This is a genomic window from Methylomonas montana (assembly GCF_030490285.1).
In the GTDB taxonomy this organism is placed as follows: Bacteria; Pseudomonadota; Gammaproteobacteria; order Methylococcales; family Methylomonadaceae; genus Methylomonas; species Methylomonas montana.
Genome location: NZ_CP129884.1, coordinates 273,359 through 296,569, shown reverse-complemented (window position 1 = coordinate 296,569; position 23,211 = coordinate 273,359). Strand labels below are relative to the sequence as shown.

Sequence of the window (23,211 nt, the reverse complement as noted above, 5' to 3'; positions counted from 1 at the left end):
AAACAATGGCCAAAAAGACAGATCGAAATTTATTAGTGGGGCTGGATATAGGCACGTCGAAAGTCGCGGCCATCGTCGGCGAATACCGGGGCGGTGACGAAATCGAAGTGATCGGTATCGGCACCGCGCCCTCCAAAGGCTTGAAAAAAGGCATCGTCGTCAATCTGGAATCGACCGTGCATTCCATTCAACGGGCGATAGAAGAAGCCGAATTGATGGCGGGCTGCCAGATCAAATCGGTATTTGCAGGTATCGCCGGCAGCCATATCAAAAGCCTGAATTCGCACGGCATAGTGGCGATCAAGGAAAAGGAAGTCACCCAACACGATATCGACCGGGTGATCGATTCGGCGCGGGCGGTAGCGATTCCGGCCGATCAGAAAATCCTGCACATCCTGCCGCAGGAATTTGTGATCGACCAACAGGAAGGCATCAAGGAGCCTATCGGCATGTCCGGCATTCGTCTGGAAGCCAAGGTGCATATGGTCACCAGTAGCGTCAGCGCCGAGCAGAACATCGTCAAATGCATCCGCAAATGCGGGCTGGATGTGGACGACATCGTACTCGAACAATTGGCATCTTGCGCGGCGGTACTGACCGACGACGAGAAGGATTTGGGCGTCTGCCTGATCGACATCGGCGGCGGCACCACCGATATTGCGATTTTCTCCGAAGGTGCAATCAAGCATACCGCGGTGATTCCGATCGCCGGCGATCAGGTCACCAACGACATCGCCGTAGCGCTGCGGACGCCGACCAAAAACGCGGAGGAAATCAAACGCCAACATGCCTGTGCGCTGACCCAGTTGGCCGATCCGCAGCAAACCATCGCGGTACCGAGTATCGGCGACCGCGAGCCGCGCAAAATTTCCGCGCAAAATCTGGCCGAGATCGTCGAGCCGCGTTACGAGGAATTGATGCTGCTGGTACAGGCCGAGTTAAGACGTAGTGGATATGAAGATTTGATTGCCGCCGGCATGGTGATTACCGGCGGCAGTTCGCAAGTGAGGGGATTGGTGGAACTGGCGGAGGAAATCTTCCATATGCCGGTTCGCATGGGGGTTCCTCTGCACGTATCGGGATTGACCGATGTGGCAGAAAACCCGATTTATTCGACCGCGGTGGGTTTGTTGCTGTATGGCAAAGATCATCACGGCCGGGCGTTAGGCATGAACGATGATGGCGCGGATCTGTTATCAAAAATCAAAAGCTGGTTTCAAGGAAATTTTTAATTATTTGTCTGGAGGGTGTGAAAATGAAATATGAACTATTGGATAGTAGCGGCACCGCGGTTATTAAAGTCATCGGCGTAGGCGGCGGTGGCGGCAACGCGGTCAACCACATGGTGGAGGACGGTATCGACGGTGTGCAATTTATTTGCGCCAACACCGACGCCCAAGCCCTGCGGGAAATGAGCGTGGAATCCATCGTGCAATTGGGCGTGGAATTGACCAAGGGTCTGGGTGCCGGCACCCGTCCCGAAGTAGGCAGAGCGGCGGCCGAAGAAAATCGCGACCGCATCCGCGAAGTCATCTCCGGCGCCGACATGGTGTTCCTGACTGCCGGCATGGGCGGCGGTACCGGTACCGGCGCGATCGCGGTGTTTGCCGAAGTGGCTAAAGAGTTGGGTGTTTTGACCGTAGCCGTCGTATCCAAACCTTTCGATTTTGAAGGTTCCAAGAAAAAAGGCGTGGCCGATGCCGGTTTGCGCGAACTGGAAAAACTGGTCGATTCATTGATCATTATTCCTAACCAAAAATTGTTACCGACTCTGGGCAACAATAAATCCTTGGTCGAAGCGTTCCGTGCGGCCAACGATGTATTGCGCGATGCGGTACAAGGCATTACCGAGCTGATTACTCACCCTGGCCTGATGAACGTCGACTTTGCCGACGTCAAAACCGTGATGTCCAATATGGGCAGCGCGATCATGGGTACCGGCGTGGCCAGCGGCGAAAACCGTGCACGTTTGGCGGCGGAAAAAGCCATTGCCTGCCCGTTGCTGGACGATAACAATCTGCAAGGCGCGCGCGGCATCTTGGTTAACGTCACTTCCAACGGCGACTTGGGTTTGAACGAGTTCGACGAAATCGGCAGCATCATGCATGCTTTCGCTTCCGACGATGCCGACATGAAAATCGGTATGGCGGTCAATCCGGCGATGGGCACCGAAATCAAGGTCACCGTTGTGGCTACCGGCATGGGGGAGAAAGCCAAACAAGCCGCTACGCCAATCAGTTTGGTGAAAAAAGTGGCGGCCGGCGAGATCAATTACGATCAATTGGACAAACCGACCATCGTGCGTCAGCAAAAACAGGAATCGACACGGGAATCTCGCTTCGGCGCGCAACCCAGAAACGACGTGGACCTGGATTACCTGGACGTACCGGCTTTCTTGAGACGCCAAGCGGACTAAGGGCCGATTGCGGCGCTTCCATGAGGCGGCCAAGCCAAGTTTCGAGGGGAGCTATCGCGTAATCTGTGATAGACTCCCTCGCCTTGTTTTACCTATTTGTCGGCATTTCATGATTAAACAGCGTACCTTAAAAAACACTATCCGAGCCACCGGCGTGGGTTTGCATACCGGCGATAAGGTCTATCTGACCCTGCATCCCTCCGAACCGGATACCGGCATCCGCTTCCGTCGCGTCGATCTGGAAACGCCGGTGACGATAACCGCGCGCCCGGAAAATGTCGGCGAAACCAAGCTGTCCACGACCTTGGTCCGCGACGGCGTCAAGGTGTCAACCGTCGAACATTTGTTGTCGGCGCTAGCGGGTTTGGGCATAGACAACGCCATTGTCGATGTCAGCGCCGCCGAAGTGCCTATCATGGACGGCAGCGCCGGACCATTCGTATTCCTGTTACAGTCGGCCGGCGTCGTCGAACAGGATGTACCCAAGCAATATATTCGCATCAAACGCTCGATTCGCGTCGAAGACGGTGACAAATGGGCCGCCTTTGAACCCTTCGAGGGCTTTAAAGTCACCTTCACCATCGATTTCGAACATCCGGCGTTTTCCGACCATCTGAAAACCGCGGTGATGGATTTCTCCTCGACCACTTTCGTCAAGGAAGTCAGCCGGGCACGCACCTTCGGATTCATGAAGGACATCGAATTCCTGCGCGAAAACAATCTGGCGCTGGGCGGCAGCCTGGATAACGCCATCGTGGTCGACGACGATAAGATTTTGAACGAAGATGGCCTGCGCTATGCCGACGAATTCGTCAAACACAAAATTCTCGACGCCATCGGCGACCTATATTTGCTGGGACATAGCCTGATTGGCGAATACCGAGGCTTTAAGTCCGGCCATGCGCTCAACAACAAACTGTTGCTGACCTTGCTGAACGACAAGGATGCTTGGGAAATGGTCACCTTCGACACTGCCGAAGAAGCGCCTATTTCTTTCATGCATTCCGCCCAGAGTTCGGCGCGAGCCACCGGCTAAGTTTGCATTCAAACGGTTTAGTGTCCGTCGCCGATTCATCATGGTCGGCCCGACGGCACTAAATAACGCTAGCCTTCCCCTGAGCGTCGAATCAAGGCCGCGCCTAATCGCGCCAAAGCGGCGCCCAAGACATCCTGATCATCGGCTCGATTAGCCTGATCGCAAATCAGTCCGATATTTTCCGCAGACGGCAAGCGAGCTCCGCGTTTTGGTCGAAGCGGCTCTGCCTGCGGCGCGACAATACGCACTTGCAATCTGACGATATGCAGTTGACCGGCGGCATGCAACTTATCCAATATTCCTCGATTAAAAAACCGAATTTGCGATGCCCAACTGGCCGAATCGCTATACAGCAGTAACAGCGAACCGGACGCCACACAATGCACGGCATGCTTAGCCAAATCAGTGGGCAATGCGCTTTTGACGATACCAAGCAAAGCTTGCTGCGCGGCAATTTTGTCCAAACACGAAGCCAGTTGATTGTTTTTAAAATCCAGCGCCGACTTAAATCCCGTTTTTTTCATATCCGTTTTTAGCACGATGACGTTAGCGCCGATAGTAAACCGCATCGGCCCTGCTGACCAGCGCCTGTAAGCTAATGACGGCAAACAACGCTCCACGGCCCGATCCGGGCTGCTATGTGATACGCTTTAGATTAATATTGCCGCGCGATGCATAAGCGTTGCGCTCGGACCGCTTGGTAAGTATAAAACCGACAATAAACTATCCGGAGCCTGTCATGAAGACCCGAATTAAAATACCCTTGCTATTCAGTATGTTCACGTTAGCAATACCGTTTGCCGACGCCGCCGACCTCACCCGCGCCCAAGTCGAACAATTGCTGGCCAAAGCCGATAAGCAACATCCCGCCGACCTGCGCCGCAAGGATCTGACCGACCTGGACCTGTCCAATCTGGATTTTCGCAACGCCGATTTGTGGGGTGCCGATTTAAGGCGCTCCAATCTGAATAAAAGCAATCTGCAAGGCCTGACGCTGGATTTGACGGTGATGACCAATATCAAGCTCAACGCCGCCAATCTATCCAACACCAGCATCTTCGGCGTCAGCCTGATGCACGCCGACCTCAGCAATGCCGACATGAGCGGCAGCCGGGTGGTGGCGATCATGGACGGCGCTAATTTGAGTCACGCCAATCTCAGCAATGTGCAATGGGCGGCCGACATGAAGAATCAATCGATGGGTTTGATGCGCGCCAGTTTAAAAGGCGCCAATCTGACCGACGCCAATCTCAGCAATGCTCAGCTAGGCCGCGCCATGCTGAAACACGCCAAATTGAATAACGCCAATTTACAGAATGCCGATCTGTATTCCGCAGAGATGGGTGGCGCCAACCTGACCGGCGCCAACTTGACGAATGCCAATTTTTCGCAAGCCAAATTGCATGACGCGATTTTTACCGAAGCCGTTACTACCGGCGCCCGCTTTGACGGCGCCAAAAACCTACCCGATCTAGTTAAACCTGCCAACCCGAAATAATCGAGACCTCTCCATGCAAATACCCAAGCAATTGCTGCAACGCAAATCCGTCGAAGCCCTGACCGATGTAGAACACGGTTTAAAGCAAACCCTGACCGCCAAGGATTTAACCATCCTTGGCATAGGCGCGGTGATCGGCGCGGGCATATTCGTGTTGACCGGCATCGCCGCCGCCAAATATGCCGGCCCGGCCATCGTGCTGTCCTTCATTCTGGCGGGCATCGCCTGCGGACTGGCAGCGATGTGCTATAGCGAACTGGCTTCAATGATTCCGGTATCCGGCAGCGCTTACAGCTATGCCTATGCGACGATGGGCGAACTGATGGCCTGGATCATCGGCTGGGATTTGGTACTGGAATACGCCCTGGCCAGTAGTACGGTGGCGATAGGCTGGGCCGGTTATCTCACCAGCTTTCTGGATAACTTGGGAGTGCATTTACCGACCTATCTGACCACGGCTTATCTGGCCAATCCCGAGGCCGGTTTCATCAATTTACCGGCGGTAGCGATCATTTTATTACTGACCGGCTTACTAGTGACCGGTATCCGCCAGTCGGCGATATTCAATGCCGTGATGGTATTGATCAAGCTATCGGTCATCGTGGTATTCATCGTCGCCGGCGCCGGCCACATCCAAACTGAAAACTGGGCCAATTTTACGCCATTCGGTTTCGGCGGCGTCTTGACCGGTGCCGGGGTGATTTTCTTCGCCTATATCGGTTTCGACGCAGTTTCCACCGCCGCCCAGGAAGCCATTAACCCGCAAAAAGATGTGCCGATCGGCATCATCGCCTCGCTGGCGGTGTGCACTTTGTTGTACATTCTGGTGGCCGGCGTATTGACCGGCATTATTTCCTACACCGAACTGAATGTCGCCGCGCCGATTGCACTGGCGGTCGATCATGTCGGCATGAGCTGGTTGTCGCCGATTATAAAAATCGCTGCCATCGCCGGCTTGACCTCGGTAATGCTGGTGCTGCTGATGGGCCAGAGCCGGATATTCTTCTCAATGGCCAAAGACCAACTATTGCCGCCGCTGTTCGCGCAAGTCCATCCCAAGTTCCAAACCCCGCATTTGTCCACCATCCTGGTCGGCGTGGCAGTGTCCTTGCTGGCTGGCTTCATGCCTATCGAGAAACTCGGGGAACTGGTGAGCATAGGCACACTGTTCGCCTTCGTGCTGGTCTGCGGAGGGGTATGGATTTTGCGGAATAGCCATCCGGAAATGCAGCGCCATTTCAAATGCCCGGCGGTGCCCTATGTGCCGGTAGCGGGGATTTTGGTGTGTTTGAGTTTGATGGCCGGATTGCCGATTGATACCTGGATCAGGTTGTTCGTTTGGTTGTTGATTGGGTTTTTGATTTATTTTGGGTATGGGGTAAAGCATAGTCAGTTGCGGTCTTCTTAGTTTTGTGTCGCTGACGCGACGGCTGGTTTTAATGTCGGGTCTCGGCCCGACAGCCGAGTAACTTTTCTTTGTTTGGCCAAAGAAAAGTCACCAAAAGAAACGCCACCCGGATGCCGCTTTTATCCTGCGCTCCTCGCTTTTGAACGGGGTCGCCGAAAGGGGCTTCCTGCCCCTTCGGCAACGTGCGGCATCCATGCCGCACCCCTTCGGGCTAATCCGTTCAAAAGCTCCGGTGCTCGGCGCGGCATACGGGAGTAAACCGTCCCACAATCGAAAATCAAACCAGCGGAAGTAAATTTTTAACTTTCTTCGTGTTGAGACGTTGATTTTTTACCCAAACGAATCTGACTTCAGAAGCATATTTCCAGTTAGACTATCCCCCTAAATTGACAAAAATTGAATATCATCCAATTCATGAAGATTTACAGAAGCGATTTAATCACTTGTCAGTTATCAGGAACTCTGCTTTGAAAGACGACTTAAACTTGCTCGCAGCAAGACTTTCAGATGAACTAAGCAAATACATATACTTTTTGCTGGCAGCATCTGGAGCAGCGATTGCCTATGCATTAGAACAAGTTGAAGGCAAAGTTCTGTCCAAGGAGTTAGTTCTTGTTATTCTTGCTTTGTTTGCATGGTGCGGCAGTTTTTACTTTGGTGTTCGTCACCTCCACCTAAATCGACAACGTATGATCGAAAATGCAAATGCACTTCTGGAAGAGGAGACATTTCAAGAAATGCAAAAGCGACTTTTTCCAATCATTGAAAGAATGGAGAAAGCAAGTCATAAACAATACGTGTTATTCGTTATTGGTGTGTTTCTCTATATTTCGTGGAGAGTTGTTGTACTTTTCAAAACCTAACCAGCGAATTGACTTGCCATTAGTCCACCGATGAACAAAACAGCAGACCGATGGGAGCGCTTCCTCGATCCCAAGGTGATCGGACCATCGCTATTCTTGGCAACGATGTTCATCACCACGTTTGAGATTCTCAAAGACTCGGTAGTTGGCCGAATCAGAGGGTTCTACATGCAGGGGTGGGATCAGAATGGGCCGACCGTTGGACCAGAATATCAAGGTCAGGTCCTTGCTCGAAACAAGAGCACACTCTATGCATCGCTTGACTGGTTGCGAGAGCACGAAGCAATTGACGAAGCGGACCTCAAGACCTTCGAGAGTTTGAAGAAGACAAGGAATCAACTGGCACATCAACTTTTCAATGTCGTAACAGGCCAGGTCGATTCTGAGCACGCTTCACAATTTCCAGCTCTCGTTGCCCTACTACGCAAAGTTGAAGTCTGGTGGGTTGTCAATGTCGAGATTCCAACCGACCCAGACTACGACGGCAAGGACATCGACCAAGCAGGAATCGTCCCAGGCGCTGTGCTTTCGCTTCAAATGCTCATCGAAGTGGCATCGGGAAACACTGAACTGCTTGAGCAATGGCGCATGGCGTGCTCGCATGGGAAACCCGTTAAGCCGCAATCATAGAGTGTAATAGGCATTAGCCGTAATACAAGCCTTCGAATTGCTACGATACGCCGAGCTGATTGCCCAATTCGAAGGTTAAGCAACTTTCAGATTTAGGATGGCTCCCCCTCCCGTATGCCGCGCCGAGCACCGGAGCTTTCGGCGGGAATAGCCCGAAGGGGTGCGGCAGGGATGCCGCACGTTGACGAAGGGGCAGGAAGCCCCTTTCGTCAACCCCCGGCGAAAGCTTCGGAGCGCAGGGAACAAGCGGCATCCGGGCCGCCTTTTCTTTGGGTACTTTCTTTTGGCGGAGCACAAATTCGCCTGGAGCGAATTTGAACAGCCGATAGGCTGGCCCGAAGGGCGAAAACACGGATGGTTTTCGTAGCGAAAGTACCCCGGCTGTCGGGCCGAGACCCGACATTAAACTAAGCCGTCGCGCCAGCGACACCTTTAAAACTCCTCACCCCAACCCTCTCCAGCAAGAGAGGGAGTATTACCTACCGATCGCGTAATACTGCAACCCAAACTGCCTAACCAACCTCGGCTCATACATATTCCGCCCATCGAATATCACCTTGTCCTTCAACAATCGGCTCAGGTCGTCGAAATCCGGGCTGCGGAACTGTTTCCATTCGGTGACGATAATCAACGCATCTACATCGTTTAAGGTGTCCGCCTGCTTGGCGCAATACACCAAACCGGCTTTGTCACCATAGATGCGGCGCACCTCTTCCATCGCTTCCGGATCGTAGGCGCGCACCGTAGCGCCGGCGGCTATCAAGGCTTCCAGTAATACCCGGCTGGGTGCTTCGCGCATGTCGTCGGTGTTGGGTTTGAAGGCCAGGCCCCACAACGCAAAGGTTTTGCCCTTCACGCCGTTCGGGTAATGCGCGGAAACTTTCTCGAACAAGCGGTGCTTCTGCCGGTCGTTGACGTTTTCTACCGCGCTGAGCAGTTCGGCATGGTAACCGTTGTCGCGAGCGGTGCGTTCCAGCGCTTTGACGTCTTTCGGGAAGCAGGAGCCGCCGTAGCCGCAGCCGGGATAGATAAAGCTGTAGCCAATGCGGCTGTCGGAGCCGATGCCATGCCGCACTTGTTCAATGTCGGCACCCAGTCGTTCGGCTAAATTGGCCAGTTCGTTCATGAAGCTGATCTTGGTAGCCAACATCGCGTTGGCGGCATATTTGGTCAGTTCCGCGGAACGGATGTCCATCGTGATGACCCGCTCCCGGCTGCGGTTGAACGGCGCGTACAGCGCTTTCAGCAATTCGGCGGTTCTGGGATTGTCGGTACCGATCACGATACGATCCGGCTTCATGAAATCGTCGAGTGCCGAGCCTTCTTTCAAAAACTCGGGATTGGATACCACGTCGAATTCCAGATTCTGACTACGTTGGACCAGCACCTCGTTAATCGCTTGTTTGACTTTATCGGCGGTGCCGACCGGTACGGTGGATTTGTCGACGACGATTTTGTAATCGTTCATGTGTTCGGCGATGCTTTTGGCCACGGCCAGCACGTATTTCAAGTCGGCCGAGCCGTCTTCGTCCGGCGGGGTGCCGACGGCGATGAATTGGAACAAACCAAAATCAACGGCTTCCTTCACGTCGGTGGTAAAGCTCAAACGCCCGGCGGCAACGTTATCCTTGACCATTTCGTCCAATCCCGGTTCGTAGATCGGAATGATGCCTTGCTTCAGCTGGTCGATTTTGCGCTGGTCGACATCCATGCACAGCACTTGATTGCCCACTTCCGCTAGACAGGCGCCTGTCACCAAGCCTACATAACCGCTGCCGAACACTGTAATTTTCATCGTTACACCTTGTAAACTAAGAATTATCGTTTCTGTTTTAACCGATACAACGCGGAAATATCCTCGTCGCCATAACCTTTTGCCATCAACTTGGCGTAGTCCGCTATCGTTGTAGTCGTTAACGGACAACCGACACTGGCATGTTGCGCCATATGCTGGGCTATTTTTAAGTCTTTATGATGTAGCGCTAATTTAAATCCGGGCGCGAATTGATTTTGGGTCATGGTCTTGCCGCGATGCTGCAAGAACCAGTTTCCGGCCGCACCGCCGGCGATCACCTCAATGACTTTCTCCATCGGTAAACCTTGGGCTTCTGCAAACGCCAAGGCTTCGGTGACTGCCTGGTTAATGCCGGCACACATGATTTGGTTCACCGCCTTGCAGGCTTGACCGGCGCCGTGGCCGCCCAAGTGCTCGATGCGGGCGGTCATTGCCGCCAATACCGGCTGAACGCGCGCCAGCACATCGGCTTCGCCGCCGACCATCATCGCCAATGTACCTTTGTTGGCCCCTTCCACGCCGCCGGATACCGGCGCATCCAGGAAGGACGCCTGTTTTTCCGCCAGTTTTTGCGCCACCGTCTGGGCTGTTTCGCTGCTGACCGTGGACATGTCCACCACCACGCCGGCGGGTTTGATGGTTTTGGCGATAGCATCCACCACCATCAAAACGTCTTTGTCAGCCGACACGCAGATCAACACGACATCGACTTGCGACGCCAGTTGTTCGATGCTTTCGCTAGCCAGCACCTGTAATTCCGCCGCCAAGGCCTCGGCTTTAGCGGCGGTGCGATTGTAGACGGCCGACAAGTATCCGGCTTTGGCAAGATTGCCCGCCATGCCCAAGCCCATCGCCCCCAATCCGATCAATCCCACTCGCATGTTATCCCCCCATAATGTTATCGGAACCATTATAGCGCCTTAGCCTGACACCACCCGTCATCCGGACCTTGTTCACAAGGCGCCATGCTTTTGCAATAAGGCGGCGATATTTTCCGCCAGGCGCTGGTATCCCTGGTCGTTGGGATGGACGGCGTCGGATTTAAGCGTATTGTCTGCCAAAATGTTCGGCACGGTTTCCAGGTCACTCGCAATCCCTTCGGATTCGGCAAGCTCTTCATAAATTTTCGCGCTATGCAAAAACACTATCCCAAACGCCGGCACACCGAGCATCACCACCGGGATATTGCGCAGCCTGGCTTCGGCAATCATGGCTTTGAGATTATCGCGGGTTTGCTCAGCCGTAATTTGTTTCAAAATATCGTTGCCACCGTGGATCAAAATCAACAGGTCCGGCCGATATTCGTCCAACAATGCGGGTAAGCGCTGCCTACCCTCGCTGCTAATTTCCCCTGGAACACCTTCGTTAATCACCTCGCGACCGATCATCTGGGCCAGGATACTGGGGTAATCGTGCTGTGCCGACGCGCCGGTGCCATAGGTCAGGCTATCGCCAAACGCTAGAATCACGGCGTTATCCGGCAGTTTACTCAACTTTGGCGCCGGTTTATTGCAGGCTATACAAGCCAGCAGCACGACGACCATCAGATATATTTTCATACTCGCTACTCCTTAAGCGCGTCAATTCCTTCCCGGACCGATCCCGGCGCATTAGACAAGGCTTTTACCTTGGCTTGGTGTTATTTTTCGAGATAGGTATAGGCGTTCAAGCCCGCGAGCAATTCTTGCTCGAAAGCCTGCTTTTGTTCGGTCGTCAATCCGCTGCCATCCAGCTTTTGCCGGTAGGCGGTTTTCAACGCCTCGGTATTGATATGCACATAATCCAGCAATTCGCTGACATCCTCGCCTTCCATGAAGTCGCCGAAGCGGTAGCCGGCGCCGTCCAGTTCGATGTTGATCGAATGGGTGTCGCCGAACAGATTGTGCATATCACCGAGAATTTCCTGATACGCGCCGACCATGAAAAAGCCGATCAGATAATCCTGATCGTCTGCGATGTGATGCAGCGGCAAGGTATTGCTGATGTTTTGATGATCGACGTATTGATCGATACGGCCATCGGAATCGCAGGTCAAATCCTGCAATACCGCGCGTCGGCTGGGTTGCTGTTCTAACTGATGGATAGGCATGATCGGAAAGATCTGGTCTATGCCCCAAATATCCGGCATCGACTGAAACAAGGAAAAATTGCAAAACACCTTATCGGCCAGTTTTTCGTCCAGTTCCTGCAAAATTTCGCGGTGATGATGATTGTCCAGATTCAGCGCCAGTTGGATTCGCTGGCACAAACTCACATAGCGTTTCTCGGCTTCCGCCAGTTCGGTCAGCGACAAATCGCCCTGCACAAATTGCGCGCGGGCTTCGGCCATATCGAATTGGGCGTTGTGATAGGCCTCGCTGATGTTGTTTAAGTTTGGCGAGACGGCATCTGTGCAACCTTGCAGACTTTCCACCTCGGTGACGTTAGTGATCAACACCGCATGGTGGGCGGTGATGGCCCGGCCGGATTCGGTGATGATATTGGGCTGCGGCAAACCGTGTTGCTGACTGACGTCCGCAAAGCTGCGCACGATGTTTTCGGCGTATTCGTTCACGCTGTAATTGATCGAACATTCCCGCCGCGAGCCGCTGCCGTCATAATCGACCCCCAAACCGCCGCCGGCATCGACCGTGGTGATGTTGGCGCCGAGCCGGTGTAATTGCAGATAAAACTGGCCGGCTTCTTTCAAAGCCAGTTTGATGTCATGGATATTGGCGATTTGCGAGCCCATATGAAAGTGCATCAACTGCAAACAGTTCAGCATGTCCAATTGCTGCAAGCGGGCGATCAGTTGCAATACTTCGCTGGCGTGCAAGCCAAACTTGGATTTCTCGCCGCCGCTGTTCTGCCATTTACCGGCACTGATGGTCGATAAGCGCACCCGCAAGCCGATCAGCGGGGTAACCTGCAGTTTGGCGGCTTCTTCGATGATCATCTCCAGCTCGGAAGGCTTTTCGATGACGATGAACACCGACAAGCCCATCAATTGGCCCATCAAGGCCATGCGGATATAAAACCGGTCCTTGTAGCCGTTGCAGACGATAGTGCCACCGCGTTTTGCCAAACCTAAAATCGCCAGCAACTCCGGTTTGCTGCCCGCTTCCAGGCCGATATGCTCGGCGGCAACGATACTTTCCACCACATTGCCTTGCTGATTAACCTTGATCGGATAGACCGGCGTGTAATGGCCGCTGTAGGAATGCGCGGCTCTTGCTTGATCGAATCCCTGCTGCAACTGCCTAATGCGATCACGCAAAATATCGGTAAAGCGCACCAGCACCGGAAAGTTCAAACCCTTGTCTCGCAAGGCCTGGGCGATCTCGAACAGATCGATTTCGGTCGCGCAGTCGGCTTGCGGTTTCACGCAAACATGGCCTTGGTCGTTAATCGAAAAATAACCGTTACCCCATTGCTGGATTGCGTAAAGCTGCTTGGATTGTTCAATCGACCATGGTTGTGTTGGCACGCGTTCTACTCGGACTGTCATAAAGAGGTAGAAATTCTAAAGTATAATGATGAACGTTATATGACTTTTTACAGGACTTTCATCATGCTCGACGACCAATGGTTCAGCGAAGCGCAAACCGCCACCGGTACTGCCTTTTCATTAAAAATCACCCGTAAACTCCACGAGGAGCAATCCGAATTTCAGTTTCTGGAAATCTACGAAACCGAACAGTTCGGCAACCTGATGGTGATCGACGGCTGCACCATGGTGTCCACCCGCGATAATTTCTTTTATCACGAGATGATCAGCCACCCGGTATTGTTCACACATCCCAATCCGAAAAATGTGTTGATCATTGGCGGCGGCGACTGCGGCACTCTGCGGGAAGTCTTGAAACATCCGGGTGTTGAAAAAGCCGTGCAAATCGACATCGACGAGCGCGTCACCCGTTTGGCGGAAATCTATTTCCCGGAATTGTGCGAATCCAACAATGATCCGCGCGCCGATTTGAAATTCATCGACGGCATCAAATGGGTGAAAGAAGCCGCGCCGAATAGCGTGGACATCATCATCGTCGACAGCACCGACCCGGTCGGTCCGGCCGAAGGCTTGTTCAGCGCGGATTTTTACAAAGACTGCTACAAAGCCTTGAGCGAAAACGGCATCGTGGTACAGCAAAGCGAATCCGCGTTGTTGCATATGAAAATCTTGAAAGAAATGCGCGCGGAAATGCGGGCCGCCGGCTTCAAACACCAGCAAACTGTGTTCTTCCCGCAATGCATTTATCCGTCCGGCTGGTGGAGTGCGACGATGGCCAGCAAATCCGACTTGTCAAAATTCCGCGAGCAGGACGCCGCCAACAAGGGCTTTGAGACCGTTTATTACAACAGCGACATCCACAAAGCCAGCCTGGCAATGCCTGAGTTTTTCAAAAAAGCCTTCGCATAAACCGCAAACGAGCCGAAGCCGACCCGCGCTTCGGCTCCGCCCAACCAGTCGACAACCGGCTATAAGCCCAAAGCGGCTCGCCGTTTTCGACGGCTCGACATCGCTCAGCTTGCTAGCAATCCCGCTATCTGCCACACTGAGTCACTGGAACGACGTACCGGCAAGCTCATCTTCTTAAGCCCGCCGTAATAATCGCTCGCGCGCTTCGCCACGCGGCCCAACAAGCAACTGAAAATAGTATTTCAATGCCAGCGACAGGAGATGATTAGGATTCAGCCGATGACCACGCCTCCCGAAAAAACTCCACTGCCATTATCCGACACCGTGGTCGGCAAGTTATCGGACACCATCCGCGACCGTTTGGCACTGGAGCCTTATTTAGTGGTGTTATCGGGCAGCGAACAAGGCAAGCAATTTAAGTTACACAGCAGCCAGCATGTTTTCGGCCGCGAGCCCGCCGCCGACATTATGATTTCTGACCCAAAAATCTCCAGGCGCCACGGCATGCTTTCGATTTATCGAAGACACATCGTGCTGGAAGACTTAAATTCCACCAACGGCACTTACGTCAACGGTCAGCGGGTGGAAAAGCACCGAATTCAGTTGTTAGATCGAATTCGGGTCGGCGATACCTTTCTAAAGATTGATTACAAACGCTGTTGCGAGGCCAAATCCGAACAAGCTTTGTACCAGGCGGCGAATATCGACGCGATGACCAATATTCTCAACCGCCAGGCTTTCATGCTGCGAGCGCAACAGGCGCTTTCCTTTTGCAAGCATCACAACACCCCGTTGACCGTGATGATGTGCGACGCCGATCATTTCAAGCTGACCAACGACAACTTCGGCCATCTGGCCGGCGACCAAGTGTTGCGAGATCTCGCGCGGATTTTGAATGCCAAGATGCGCCAGGAAGACTTACTGGCCCGCTATGGCGGCGAGGAATTCATCATCCTGTTACGCGCCATCCCGGCGGACGCGGCAGTGGCCTTAGCGGAAAGAATACGCTCGACAGTGATGCGCCATGTATTCCGCTATCACACCCTACGCATACCCACTACGCTCTCGATCGGCCTTTGCAGCTGCCGGGCAGGCTCATCGCCAAGCTTGAAAGCGTTGATTCAGGCGGCCGACGACGCTTTGTATCGGGCCAAGAAAAACGGCAGGAATCGGGTGGAAATCGACATACTGTAAAGCCTGCCCGAACCGATAGCGCCATTTGCGCGGCTCGGCCAGTTGCATTTCTCTCAACCATGCGTTAGTGTCTAGTCTCCAGTGTTTTTTCGCATTCTCCTGCTATCCTTAACACGGTTAGCAGTATTCAATTTGCAACACAACGGGAGAAAATAACATGAAAAACAAATTCCTTACCACCTGTTTGCTATCTGGTGCATTATTGGCAAGTCAAACGGCAAATGCGGACGAACATAATCCGAGTTATCTGGCAGGTTTTACGTCCAGAGTTAGCCAAGGCTTCGCTAACACAACCACCAGTTTTATCGAAATCCCTAAAAACGTGGTCAACATCACTCACGACCAAAACATCCTGCTTGGCTCGAGTTGGGGCCTACTGCGTGGTGTGGCTCACACGGTCAGCCGCACCTTGATAGGTGTAGCAGAGCTGATTGTATCGCCTATACCCACCGGTGAATTTATCTCTCCGCCATACGTCTGGGACCGCTTTAGCGAAGACACCCGCTACTTCGGCCGGCATTTCCCCGGCTACTGGACTCATTATGGCCCGCTGGATCACGGCTATTCCGACACGCTGGATCATGGCAAGTAACGCGGACGATACCACTTGACTAGAGGATAAGATCATGAAAAAAAAATACATATACATCCCGCTTGCCGTTCTGGCCCTATCGCTGACCGCCTGCTCCACGCCGAAAAAAGATGTGGCAGGACTCAGTGCTGAAATCGATGCCGCATCCAAAGGCCATTACGGTCAAGCCTTACTCCATGCATCGGCTGCAGAAAAAGATCTGAAAACGGCCAATCATGTGCTGAAACACTGGCAAAACGACTACTACTGGAACATCGACGAAACTCTAAAAGCGCAAGAGGCGGCCAAATCGGCCGCAGCGCACATTTCGGCCTCGGAGAAAGAGTATTGCCAATGGCTGACCGATGTGCACGGCAAAAACCATCACGAGCACGAAAATGTGCACGAAACGGTTGCGTACTTCAAAACCGCTAGCGATGTGCCTTTCAAAACCAAGGATGACACCATTGGCCACATCGGTCGGTTTTTACACGAGCATCCCGATGCATCAGCCACCGTGGCCGCATCGACAGACACGGTAGGCAAACCAGCCTATAACCAAGATTTGTCGGAAAGAAGAGCCCGTACGGTCAGCAATATGTTGATCAAACAAGGCGCCAAGCCTTCACAACTTGTCGTAACAGCAACCGGTGAAGCCCACGGCCCCGATAACACGGCGGATCAAAGTCACCGTGTTGCCGTTGTCCTCACCTCGCATCCTGCCTATATCGACTGCCCTAACGTGAAATAAGGTTTGCACCCAAACCCCGCCGAATCTTAGATTCGGCGGGGTTTTTTCGTTTTAAACCGTCCCAATCTTTTTTAAAAACTACCGTCACAAATTCTCGGCCTGCTTTTGCTGTTCGCTGGCGCCATCGAAAATCTGTTGTTCCGCGCCTTTCGCCTTATCCAACGGCGCATTGACGGCCTTGTAAAGCTCCTGGTTTTGGGTTTGCTTGGCCTTGGATTCTTCGTTAGACGAGGAACAGCCTGCCAACAGCATGCTGATAGCGAGCCCGATTAAAACGATTTTCATGATGGTATCTCCGGATCGATTGAAAAACTCATAGGCTCATGGCGCGGACGGGAAACGTCATGTACCGCCGCCAAATCGCTACTCTCTGTCGCCATGCGTGCGGCGCTGAACCGTTTCGATACCTTGTGTTATCGCCAAATCGACCGCTTCGACCATTTCCTGATATTGCTTTTCGCCGATATTAATGGATTTGTCGATGGAGTTGCGCACATAACAGGGCGACAATTTGTTCAGCGCCAGGCAAGCCACATCTTCCTGAAACGCTTGACTGAACGGCTCGACGGCCTCTTCGGCAAGCTTCCAAAGGCGGTCTATCACCAGTTGCTCGTAATAATTGCTAATATTCAGCATAAAGGCCCTCATGTCATGCCGTGGATTAAAGTCGCCGGATAAGCATAGCCGAGAATCCCCCCGGCCAGTTCCCTCCAGCAAAACCAAACCGCGAAACACCTGGTTTTGCACTACAAATCGATGTGCCGATTTGAGCGACCGTATCGTCAAATGACAAAAAACTCTCGCCTGAGACTGAGAGAGGAAGCTCAACGATATGCAACTACCAAGCGGCTCACTCCGCCCGCAAAGCCTCCAAGGGATTCAATCTGGCGGCTTTGATGGCTGGTGCCACGCCGGCCGCGACGCCTATGCCTAAGGAAATCGCAAACGCGGCCACAATATAGCTCCACGCCAATTGTACCGGCAAAGCCGGAACGAAAGCGGCGGCGAGCTGCACCAAGGCTATGCCCAGCATTACCCCGCCCGCGCCGCCAGCCAAACTTAACAGTAAGGCTTCGCCCAGAAACAAGCGAAACACCACGCCGCGTTCCGCTCCGATGGCCCGCAGCAGACCAATCTCCGACACCCGTTCCGATACGGCGATGGTCATGATGGTCAGGATGCCGACCGAACCGACCAGCAACGAGATGCTACCCAACGCCGCCACGGCCAAGGTCAAAACGCTCAATACCGAATCCATTTTTTCCAGCATCTGGTTTTGGGTAATAATCGTAAAATCCTCGGCGCCGTGGCGGGCGATCAAGCGGCGCTTGATGGCTTGCTCCACGCTTTCCGCGCTGGTTTCGCTGCTGTACAGCAAATCGATTTCCATCAAACTCTGGCGGTCGAACATTTCCATTGCCTTGCCGCTGGCGATAAACACCGTATCGTCCAGATCAAAGCCCAGCATCTGGCCTTTAGCCTGCATCACGCCAATCACCCGGAAACGGTCGCTGCCGATGCGGATGCGCTGACCCAAAGGGCTGGCATTGCCGAATAATTCTGCGCGCATTTTGCTGCCCAACACCGCGAAAGCGCGCGGGTTGTCCAGGCCGTCGTTGGGTAAAAAGCGGCCGCTATCGACTTTAAGCTGCCAGACCAGCGGCAAGGCCGCACCAACTCCAAATACATTGGCGCGGCGCTGTTTGTTGCCGGCTTCGATCCGGGCATTGCCCTGTATCATAGGCATCGCTGCCAACACATGATCCAGATTTTCCAGGCTGGCGGCGTCGGCGGCGGACAAGGGCCGCACCGTGCTGATCGTCGCGCCGGATAAACCAAAAGTGGTGGTCTTGCCAGGATAGACCGCGATCAAATGCGTGCCGAACTGGGTAAACTCAGCCAATACGAAACGATGGATGCCGCGGCCGATGGAGGTCAAAATCACCACGGCGGCAATGCCGATGATTAGCCCCAGCGCGGTGAGTAACGAGCGCTGTTTGTGACTGGTAATGCTGCTCAGCGCCAGTTTAGCTAGATCCAGCCAGTTCATCGTTAGCGCCTGGCCAATGCCGCGACCGGGTCCAGCCGCGCCGCCTTGCGAGCCGGCAATACCCCGAAGAGCAAACCGGTGGCCAACGCCACCGCCAAGGCCGATAGCCGAGCCCAAACCGGCAGCGCGACCGGGAAATTCGGGTACAGCCACTGCAAAACCAGAATGCCGAACTGGCCGATCACGCTGCCGACCAGCGCCCCGGCCAGGGAAAGTAAGGCGGCTTCGCATAAAAACCAGCGTTGCAACTGGCCTTGCGTGGCACCTAGCGCTTTCAGCAAGCCAATCTCCGCGGTGCGCTGACTGACGCTGACCAGCATCACATTCATCACCAACACCCCGGCCACCGCCAGACTGACCGCGGCGATACCGGCCACCGTGAATGTCAGCGCGGTGAGGATTTTGTCGAAGGTGTTGACCACACTGTCCTGGGTAATCACCGTTACGTCGTCCTCGCCTTCGTGGCGTAGCTTGATGATGTCGCGAACCTCATCGACGGCCTTATACATGGCCGCTTCCGAATGCGCCTCAAGCAAAATCCGAAACAGCGAATGGCTGTCGAACAAGGCCTGCGCGGACGCCACCGGCACGATGATCAACTCGTCGAAACCGGTGCCTATCGATTGGCCTTCCTTGGCCAACACACCAATCACCCGAAAACGCCGGTCGTTGATGCGTAGCCATTGGCCGACCGCTTGCTGGTGCGCGAACAGTTCTTCGCTGATGGTTTTGCCGATCACGCAAACCGAGCTTTCCTTGTCGGCGTCGGCTTCCGGCAGAAATTGGCCTTGGGCCATCGTTAAATGCCGTACACGTAGCAAAGCATGCGTGGAGCCCATCACATTGGTTTCCCGCTCCAGACCGCCGACGGACACCGGCGCCGAGCCGATGCTGACCGGCGCTATTGCCGCGACTTGTTTGCTGCGGAACAAGGCGGCGGCATCGTCCAGCGTCAAATCACGCGGCGTTTCGCCGAACAGCGGCGGATGGCCGCCAGTGGTTTCGGTGCGGCCGGGCAGCACGATGACCAGATGGGTGCCCAGCGATTCGAATTCATGCACCACATAATTGCGGGCGCTGTCGCCCAACGCAGTCAACACGTTCACGGAAGCCACGCCGATGCTCATCGCCAAAATAATCAGCGCGGCGCGTAGCGGCTGGGTCTGGATGGCTTTGCCGGCCTGAAGGAGTAGATCTTTGCTGAGCATGGCGATTGGATAGCAAGATTAACCGGCAGTTTAGCCGGAACCGGCGACAATACCCAGCACCAAAATGCTAACTGCTCCAAGCGGGACGAGATTTACCTTGCTACGAAGTGGTTGATCACTAATTTACCGCCTGACATCACCAAATCCGGATATTCCAACAATTTAAGCTTTTGGGTCGGATCGCCCTTTACCGCGATCAAATCCGCCGGCGCGCCGGGCAGCAAGGTGCCGAGCAAGGGGATATTCAGATGCTGGCCGGCTTTTGAGGTTGCGGTACGGATTACCTCCAGCGGCGCCATGCCGGCCAGGTGTTGCAAATATAGCAATTCCTGGCCGTCTATGCCCCAAGGGATGTCGGGATGAGCGATTTCGGCGCCGTACAAAAAATCGGCATTCAGCGCTGCCAAACGCTGGATGTTGCCAATTACACCGGGGCATTTGGATAGCGTGTCTATCGTGCTGACGATTCTAACTTGTTGCGCCACGGCTCGCTGCAGTTGCGCGTCGGGCAATGCCTCGCACGGCGTGTGCGCCCATTCGTCGATGCCGGCATCCAACGCCAGTTGTGCGCCTTTTGGCTCGGCGAGATGGGCGCTGACTTTGCGGCCCAGCAAATGCGCTTCGTCGACGATGGCTTTGACGACGTTTACCGGCAATAGCGGCCAACTTGCGGGCGCTGGTGCAACATCATGTCCATGCTGATGCGCATGGCTATGCGCATGCCCTCCCGACCACGGTGCGCCGGCTTCGCCACCGGGTTCCAGCGCGACTTTTATCACCGCCGCGCCACCGGCTACCAGTTTACGCACCGCTTCCCGCGCCTGCTGTTCGTTGGCCACCGGTAAAGCAATATCGGTTTCGCCCAGACTGGGTATCGGATAGCCGGCCGGTGCGGTGAGAATCGGCCCGGAGGTCAGCAAGCGTAAATTGCCGTCGCCGCCGTACGGCTGATGCAGCGGCCCGCCGACGTCGCGCACCGTGGTGATGCCGTGACGCAGCACCGTATCCGCCGGGACGTGTTGATAGGTCAGATGAGCATGTAACTCGATGAAGCCCGGCAGCAGCGTGGCATCGCCTAGATCGTGCGTGTCGACATCGACCTCTTTAAAAGCTTCTCGACTGTCTATCCTGGCTATTTTGCCGTCGGTAATCAGCACCGCCGCATCGTTTCTGATCGCGTACCCGTCGAAAACCCGCGCGGCCGCGATGAGCAACGGTAGCTCCTGGGGGAAGGCAGCGCTGGCCGGTAATGTCAGTGCCAGAATCGATAGCAATCGGAGGCAACGCTTAAAACTGGATTGGGTGTTCATGGCGTTTTTTGCAAAAAAGCAGCGCCGGCTTTCACCGGCACAGCTGAGTTTGGGTGGATTGAATCGCTTAAAAGCTTGCGGCAATACCGATCTGCCCCCAAATACCCGGCATTTGATAACCGGGGCGATACACATAGCGTTTATCGAACAAGTTTTCCACGCTGACAAACACTTCGCCTTTTTTGCCTAACTCCGGGATCGGGTAAGCCAGCCGGGTATTGGCCACGGTAAACGCCTCGACACGTTGGTTATTCACCTCGGCGACATTGCGGGCCCGATTCAACGCCCAGGTCCGGGATTGATATTGCAGATCGAACGAGAAGCGCAACGGACCGATCGGGCCGTTGATGCCGGCGGTGACGGCCTGTTCCGGCGTGTACGGCAAATTCGGAATGCTCGGATTCAGCAGCGTCAGTCCTGCAAACAGAGTCCAGTCGGCTATCAACTCTTGTTTCACGGATGCTTCCAAACCGCGCATCCAGTATGAGCCGTAGTTGAGATAAGAGCCTTGGGTTAAATCGAACACGTAACGGTTTTTGACATTGTCGATGAAGAAACTCAAGTCGATTTGCGTGGTTTTAAACGGCGAGGCTTTCAAACCCACTTCGGCGTGATCGACGTTTTCGGGCGATAAATTTTGCCAGCCGTTGGCTGAAAAATTCGGCAAAAAGCCGCCGGAAAACATATTGAGTGGCACATTGGATAATGCCCCGGCATTGGCGGCGGCATCGATACCAGGGTAATTGACGCCATTGGACACATTGCCGTACAAGGTCAAATCCTTGGAAACAAAAGACAGACCTGCATGCGGTGAGGCTTTGGATTGGTAATGACTATGATCGTAAAAACGCACACCCATCGACGGGATCATCACCCAATCTTTATTCAACGCAAACTCGTGATTCAGTGCCAAATAAGGGCTGGTTAGCCTGAAGGTCGGCGTCGCGAATTGATAAACCTGATGATTGGTTTGCGCTCCCAAGTTAGTCACTTTACCGTTCAGCCATTCGTTATCGATGCCGGCGAGTATCGTGCCGCCCTGCCAAGGCGAAAATTGTTCCTTCCAGCGAAAGCCATCCATGCTGTATTGGCTTAACAGATTCGACCGGCTGTCGGCAAAGCCGGTGAAATAAGTATTTTGATTCAGCCAATCGCCGTCGCCGCCATTATGGTAAATCGTAAATTTACCTTGCCAGTCGCCGTGTTCGTGGCTGACGCTGGCGCCAACCATGCCCGCGGTCGTATCGTATTCGCCAATCGGCGGAGTGACGCCATATTGGCCGGGGTCGCCAGCTTTGTTGTCGGCATACAAAAACGTTACGTCTGAGCGCCAATTCGGATTGATTTGATAACCGGCCTTGCCCATCACATTTCTCAACTCGCCAAAACCGTTCTCGCGGTGGCCGTCGGACTTGGCGTAGCCTTGCGCCAGCGAGAAATCGAAATCGCCGTATTTGCCCTGTACATCGGCTTGTTCGGTGATCGTACCGAAAAACCCGCCGGATAAACGGCCGCTGCCGTGTATACCATCCTCGACGGCAGTCTTGGTTTGCAGATTGATAGAGCCAAAGTTATTGCCGTTGATATGCGGTTGCGGGCCTTTGTAGACGGTGATCGACTGCATGCCGTTGACCGGCAGTAAATCCAATAGCGGATGATTCCAGGTCGCCATATACATCGGAATATCGTCGATATAGGTTTTAATCTCGCTACCCGGCCTGCCGGTGCCCTGGCCCCGAATCGACACCGCGCCGCCTTGGTCGCCGCCAAATGCGCCAACCGGGTTATAGCGCGAGATCTGCACACCGGGCGTTCTTTTCAGCACGGATGCCAGATCCAAAGCATTTTGATCGCGGATTTGCTCTTCGGTGACCAGCGCCGACACTTCGGAAAATTCGTCCAGATGGTTTTCTTCGATAATCGGACTGGCGACCACCTCGGTGGCGTCGAGTTCTTCGGGCTTGGTGTCAGCCAACACGGCGGCGCTGACCTGAAGCAGGGCGAGAGAAACGAGCAATGGTTGCGGAGCGTATTTCATGACAATTCCAATAAACATTCGGCAAAAATAAAACGCTATCCGAATCG

At 54.1% G+C, this 23,211-nt stretch carries 22 protein-coding genes; 11 read left to right on the top strand and 11 right to left on the bottom strand.

What is annotated here, in order from left to right:
• Positions 1-5 precede the first annotated feature (5 nt).
• The 3 genes from ftsA (at position 6) to lpxC (ending at position 3,452) form a co-directional block, all read left to right on the top strand.
• Positions 6-1,232 carry a cell division protein FtsA gene (gene ftsA, locus QZJ86_RS01435; protein ID WP_301935901.1) on the top strand — a complete coding sequence of 409 codons (1,227 nt, stop codon included), beginning with the start codon at positions 6-8 and terminating at the stop codon, positions 1,230-1,232.
• 23 nt (positions 1,233-1,255) lie between these two features.
• Positions 1,256-2,416: a cell division protein FtsZ gene (gene ftsZ, locus QZJ86_RS01430; protein ID WP_301935900.1), complete on the top strand. Its 1,161-nt coding sequence runs from the start codon at positions 1,256-1,258 to the stop codon at positions 2,414-2,416.
• Positions 2,417-2,525: 109 nt separating this feature from the next.
• Positions 2,526-3,452, top strand: a complete 927-nt coding sequence (lpxC, locus tag QZJ86_RS01425) for a UDP-3-O-acyl-N-acetylglucosamine deacetylase (RefSeq protein ID WP_301935899.1) — start codon at positions 2,526-2,528, stop codon at positions 3,450-3,452.
• A 68-nt stretch (positions 3,453-3,520) separates the two neighbouring features.
• On the opposite strand, the gene QZJ86_RS01420 is transcribed toward lpxC, so the two are convergent.
• Positions 3,521-4,021, bottom strand: a complete 501-nt coding sequence (locus QZJ86_RS01420; protein WP_301935898.1) for a DciA family protein — start codon at positions 4,019-4,021, stop codon at positions 3,521-3,523.
• 170 nt (positions 4,022-4,191) lie between these two features.
• Between QZJ86_RS01420 and QZJ86_RS01415 the strand changes: the two genes are divergently transcribed.
• From QZJ86_RS01415 to QZJ86_RS01400, 4 genes are all read left to right on the top strand, one after another.
• Positions 4,192-4,950, top strand: a complete 759-nt coding sequence (locus QZJ86_RS01415) for a pentapeptide repeat-containing protein (RefSeq protein WP_320415836.1) — start codon at positions 4,192-4,194, stop codon at positions 4,948-4,950.
• Positions 4,951-4,963: 13 nt separating this feature from the next.
• Positions 4,964-6,358 (top strand): amino acid permease, encoded by a 1,395-nt coding sequence (locus QZJ86_RS01410; protein ID WP_301935897.1) that lies wholly within the window; start codon positions 4,964-4,966, stop codon positions 6,356-6,358.
• Positions 6,359-6,825: 467 nt separating this feature from the next.
• Positions 6,826-7,221: a hypothetical protein gene (locus tag QZJ86_RS01405; RefSeq protein WP_301935896.1), complete on the top strand. Its 396-nt coding sequence runs from the start codon at positions 6,826-6,828 to the stop codon at positions 7,219-7,221.
• A 30-nt stretch (positions 7,222-7,251) separates the two neighbouring features.
• Positions 7,252-7,851 carry a hypothetical protein gene (locus QZJ86_RS01400; RefSeq protein ID WP_301935895.1) on the top strand — a complete coding sequence of 200 codons (600 nt, stop codon included), beginning with the start codon at positions 7,252-7,254 and terminating at the stop codon, positions 7,849-7,851.
• A gap of 475 nt (positions 7,852-8,326) precedes the next feature.
• Here QZJ86_RS01400 and QZJ86_RS01395 read toward each other — a convergent pair whose 3' ends face one another.
• From QZJ86_RS01395 to speA, 4 genes are all read right to left on the bottom strand, one after another.
• Complete coding sequence (locus QZJ86_RS01395; protein ID WP_301935894.1) at positions 8,327-9,646, bottom strand: UDP-glucose dehydrogenase family protein; 1,320 nt, start codon at positions 9,644-9,646, stop codon at positions 8,327-8,329.
• A 23-nt stretch (positions 9,647-9,669) separates the two neighbouring features.
• On the bottom strand, positions 9,670-10,527 hold the full coding sequence (locus QZJ86_RS01390) for an NAD(P)-dependent oxidoreductase (protein ID WP_301939071.1): 858 nt from the start codon (positions 10,525-10,527) through the stop codon (positions 9,670-9,672).
• A gap of 72 nt (positions 10,528-10,599) precedes the next feature.
• Positions 10,600-11,205, bottom strand: a complete 606-nt coding sequence (locus tag QZJ86_RS01385) for a GDSL-type esterase/lipase family protein (protein ID WP_301935893.1) — start codon at positions 11,203-11,205, stop codon at positions 10,600-10,602.
• 80 nt (positions 11,206-11,285) lie between these two features.
• Positions 11,286-13,112, bottom strand: coding sequence for a biosynthetic arginine decarboxylase (gene speA / locus QZJ86_RS01380; protein ID WP_455429804.1), 1,827 nt, complete (start codon positions 13,110-13,112; stop codon positions 11,286-11,288).
• Between the two features lie 84 nt (positions 13,113-13,196).
• Between speA and speE the strand changes: the two genes are divergently transcribed.
• From speE to QZJ86_RS01360, 4 genes are all read left to right on the top strand, one after another.
• A complete protein-coding gene (gene speE, locus QZJ86_RS01375) occupies positions 13,197-14,042 on the top strand; it encodes a polyamine aminopropyltransferase (protein WP_301939069.1) in 846 nt (281 codons plus the stop codon).
• A 279-nt stretch (positions 14,043-14,321) separates the two neighbouring features.
• On the top strand, positions 14,322-15,236 hold the full coding sequence (locus QZJ86_RS01370) for a GGDEF domain-containing protein (protein WP_301935891.1): 915 nt from the start codon (positions 14,322-14,324) through the stop codon (positions 15,234-15,236).
• A 157-nt stretch (positions 15,237-15,393) separates the two neighbouring features.
• On the top strand, positions 15,394-15,828 hold the full coding sequence (locus QZJ86_RS01365) for an exosortase system-associated protein, TIGR04073 family (protein WP_301935890.1): 435 nt from the start codon (positions 15,394-15,396) through the stop codon (positions 15,826-15,828).
• A 34-nt stretch (positions 15,829-15,862) separates the two neighbouring features.
• Positions 15,863-16,558, top strand: a complete 696-nt coding sequence (locus QZJ86_RS01360) for an OmpA family protein (protein ID WP_301935889.1) — start codon at positions 15,863-15,865, stop codon at positions 16,556-16,558.
• A gap of 84 nt (positions 16,559-16,642) precedes the next feature.
• Here QZJ86_RS01360 and QZJ86_RS01355 read toward each other — a convergent pair whose 3' ends face one another.
• From QZJ86_RS01355 to QZJ86_RS01330, 6 genes are all read right to left on the bottom strand, one after another.
• Positions 16,643-16,843 (bottom strand): hypothetical protein, encoded by a 201-nt coding sequence (locus QZJ86_RS01355; RefSeq protein ID WP_301935888.1) that lies wholly within the window; start codon positions 16,841-16,843, stop codon positions 16,643-16,645.
• A gap of 78 nt (positions 16,844-16,921) precedes the next feature.
• Positions 16,922-17,194, bottom strand: a complete 273-nt coding sequence (locus QZJ86_RS01350) for a late competence development ComFB family protein (protein WP_301935887.1) — start codon at positions 17,192-17,194, stop codon at positions 16,922-16,924.
• Between the two features lie 214 nt (positions 17,195-17,408).
• Positions 17,409-18,608 carry an ABC transporter permease gene (locus tag QZJ86_RS01345; protein ID WP_301935886.1) on the bottom strand — a complete coding sequence of 400 codons (1,200 nt, stop codon included), beginning with the start codon at positions 18,606-18,608 and terminating at the stop codon, positions 17,409-17,411.
• Between the two features lie 2 nt (positions 18,609-18,610).
• Entirely contained in the window at positions 18,611-19,816 is a 1,206-nt protein-coding gene (locus QZJ86_RS01340; RefSeq protein ID WP_301935885.1) for an ABC transporter permease, read from the bottom strand.
• A gap of 92 nt (positions 19,817-19,908) precedes the next feature.
• On the bottom strand, positions 19,909-21,126 hold the full coding sequence (locus QZJ86_RS01335) for an amidohydrolase family protein (RefSeq protein WP_301935884.1): 1,218 nt from the start codon (positions 21,124-21,126) through the stop codon (positions 19,909-19,911).
• Positions 21,127-21,193: 67 nt separating this feature from the next.
• Positions 21,194-23,164: a TonB-dependent receptor gene (locus QZJ86_RS01330; RefSeq protein ID WP_301935883.1), complete on the bottom strand. Its 1,971-nt coding sequence runs from the start codon at positions 23,162-23,164 to the stop codon at positions 21,194-21,196.
• Between the last annotated feature and the right edge of the window lie 47 nt (positions 23,165-23,211).

Bases quoted from the DNA above. Each gene is read 5' to 3' on its own strand.
- ftsA (WP_301935901.1), top strand. From the start codon at position 6: ATGGCCAAAAAGACAGATCGAAATTTATTAGTGGGGCTGGATATAGGC.
- ftsZ (WP_301935900.1), top strand. From the start codon at position 1,256: ATGAAATATGAACTATTGGATAGTAGCGGCACCGCGGTTATTAAAGTC.
- lpxC (WP_301935899.1), top strand. From the start codon at position 2,526: ATGATTAAACAGCGTACCTTAAAAAACACTATCCGAGCCACCGGCGTG.
- QZJ86_RS01420 (WP_301935898.1), bottom strand. From the start codon at position 4,021: ATGCGGTTTACTATCGGCGCTAACGTCATCGTGCTAAAAACGGATATG.
- QZJ86_RS01415 (WP_320415836.1), top strand. From the start codon at position 4,192: ATGAAGACCCGAATTAAAATACCCTTGCTATTCAGTATGTTCACGTTA.
- QZJ86_RS01410 (WP_301935897.1), top strand. From the start codon at position 4,964: ATGCAAATACCCAAGCAATTGCTGCAACGCAAATCCGTCGAAGCCCTG.
- QZJ86_RS01400 (WP_301935895.1), top strand. From the start codon at position 7,252: ATGAACAAAACAGCAGACCGATGGGAGCGCTTCCTCGATCCCAAGGTG.
- QZJ86_RS01395 (WP_301935894.1), bottom strand. From the start codon at position 9,646: ATGAAAATTACAGTGTTCGGCAGCGGTTATGTAGGCTTGGTGACAGGC.
- QZJ86_RS01390 (WP_301939071.1), bottom strand. From the start codon at position 10,527: ATGCGAGTGGGATTGATCGGATTGGGGGCGATGGGCTTGGGCATGGCG.
- QZJ86_RS01385 (WP_301935893.1), bottom strand. From the start codon at position 11,205: ATGAAAATATATCTGATGGTCGTCGTGCTGCTGGCTTGTATAGCCTGC.
- speE (WP_301939069.1), top strand. From the start codon at position 13,197: ATGCTCGACGACCAATGGTTCAGCGAAGCGCAAACCGCCACCGGTACT.
- QZJ86_RS01370 (WP_301935891.1), top strand. From the start codon at position 14,322: ATGACCACGCCTCCCGAAAAAACTCCACTGCCATTATCCGACACCGTG.
- QZJ86_RS01365 (WP_301935890.1), top strand. From the start codon at position 15,394: ATGAAAAACAAATTCCTTACCACCTGTTTGCTATCTGGTGCATTATTG.
- QZJ86_RS01360 (WP_301935889.1), top strand. From the start codon at position 15,863: ATGAAAAAAAAATACATATACATCCCGCTTGCCGTTCTGGCCCTATCG.
- QZJ86_RS01355 (WP_301935888.1), bottom strand. From the start codon at position 16,843: ATGAAAATCGTTTTAATCGGGCTCGCTATCAGCATGCTGTTGGCAGGC.
- QZJ86_RS01350 (WP_301935887.1), bottom strand. From the start codon at position 17,194: ATGCTGAATATTAGCAATTATTACGAGCAACTGGTGATAGACCGCCTT.
- QZJ86_RS01345 (WP_301935886.1), bottom strand. From the start codon at position 18,608: ATGAACTGGCTGGATCTAGCTAAACTGGCGCTGAGCAGCATTACCAGT.
- QZJ86_RS01340 (WP_301935885.1), bottom strand. From the start codon at position 19,816: ATGCTCAGCAAAGATCTACTCCTTCAGGCCGGCAAAGCCATCCAGACC.
- QZJ86_RS01335 (WP_301935884.1), bottom strand. From the start codon at position 21,126: ATGAACACCCAATCCAGTTTTAAGCGTTGCCTCCGATTGCTATCGATT.
- QZJ86_RS01330 (WP_301935883.1), bottom strand. From the start codon at position 23,164: ATGAAATACGCTCCGCAACCATTGCTCGTTTCTCTCGCCCTGCTTCAG.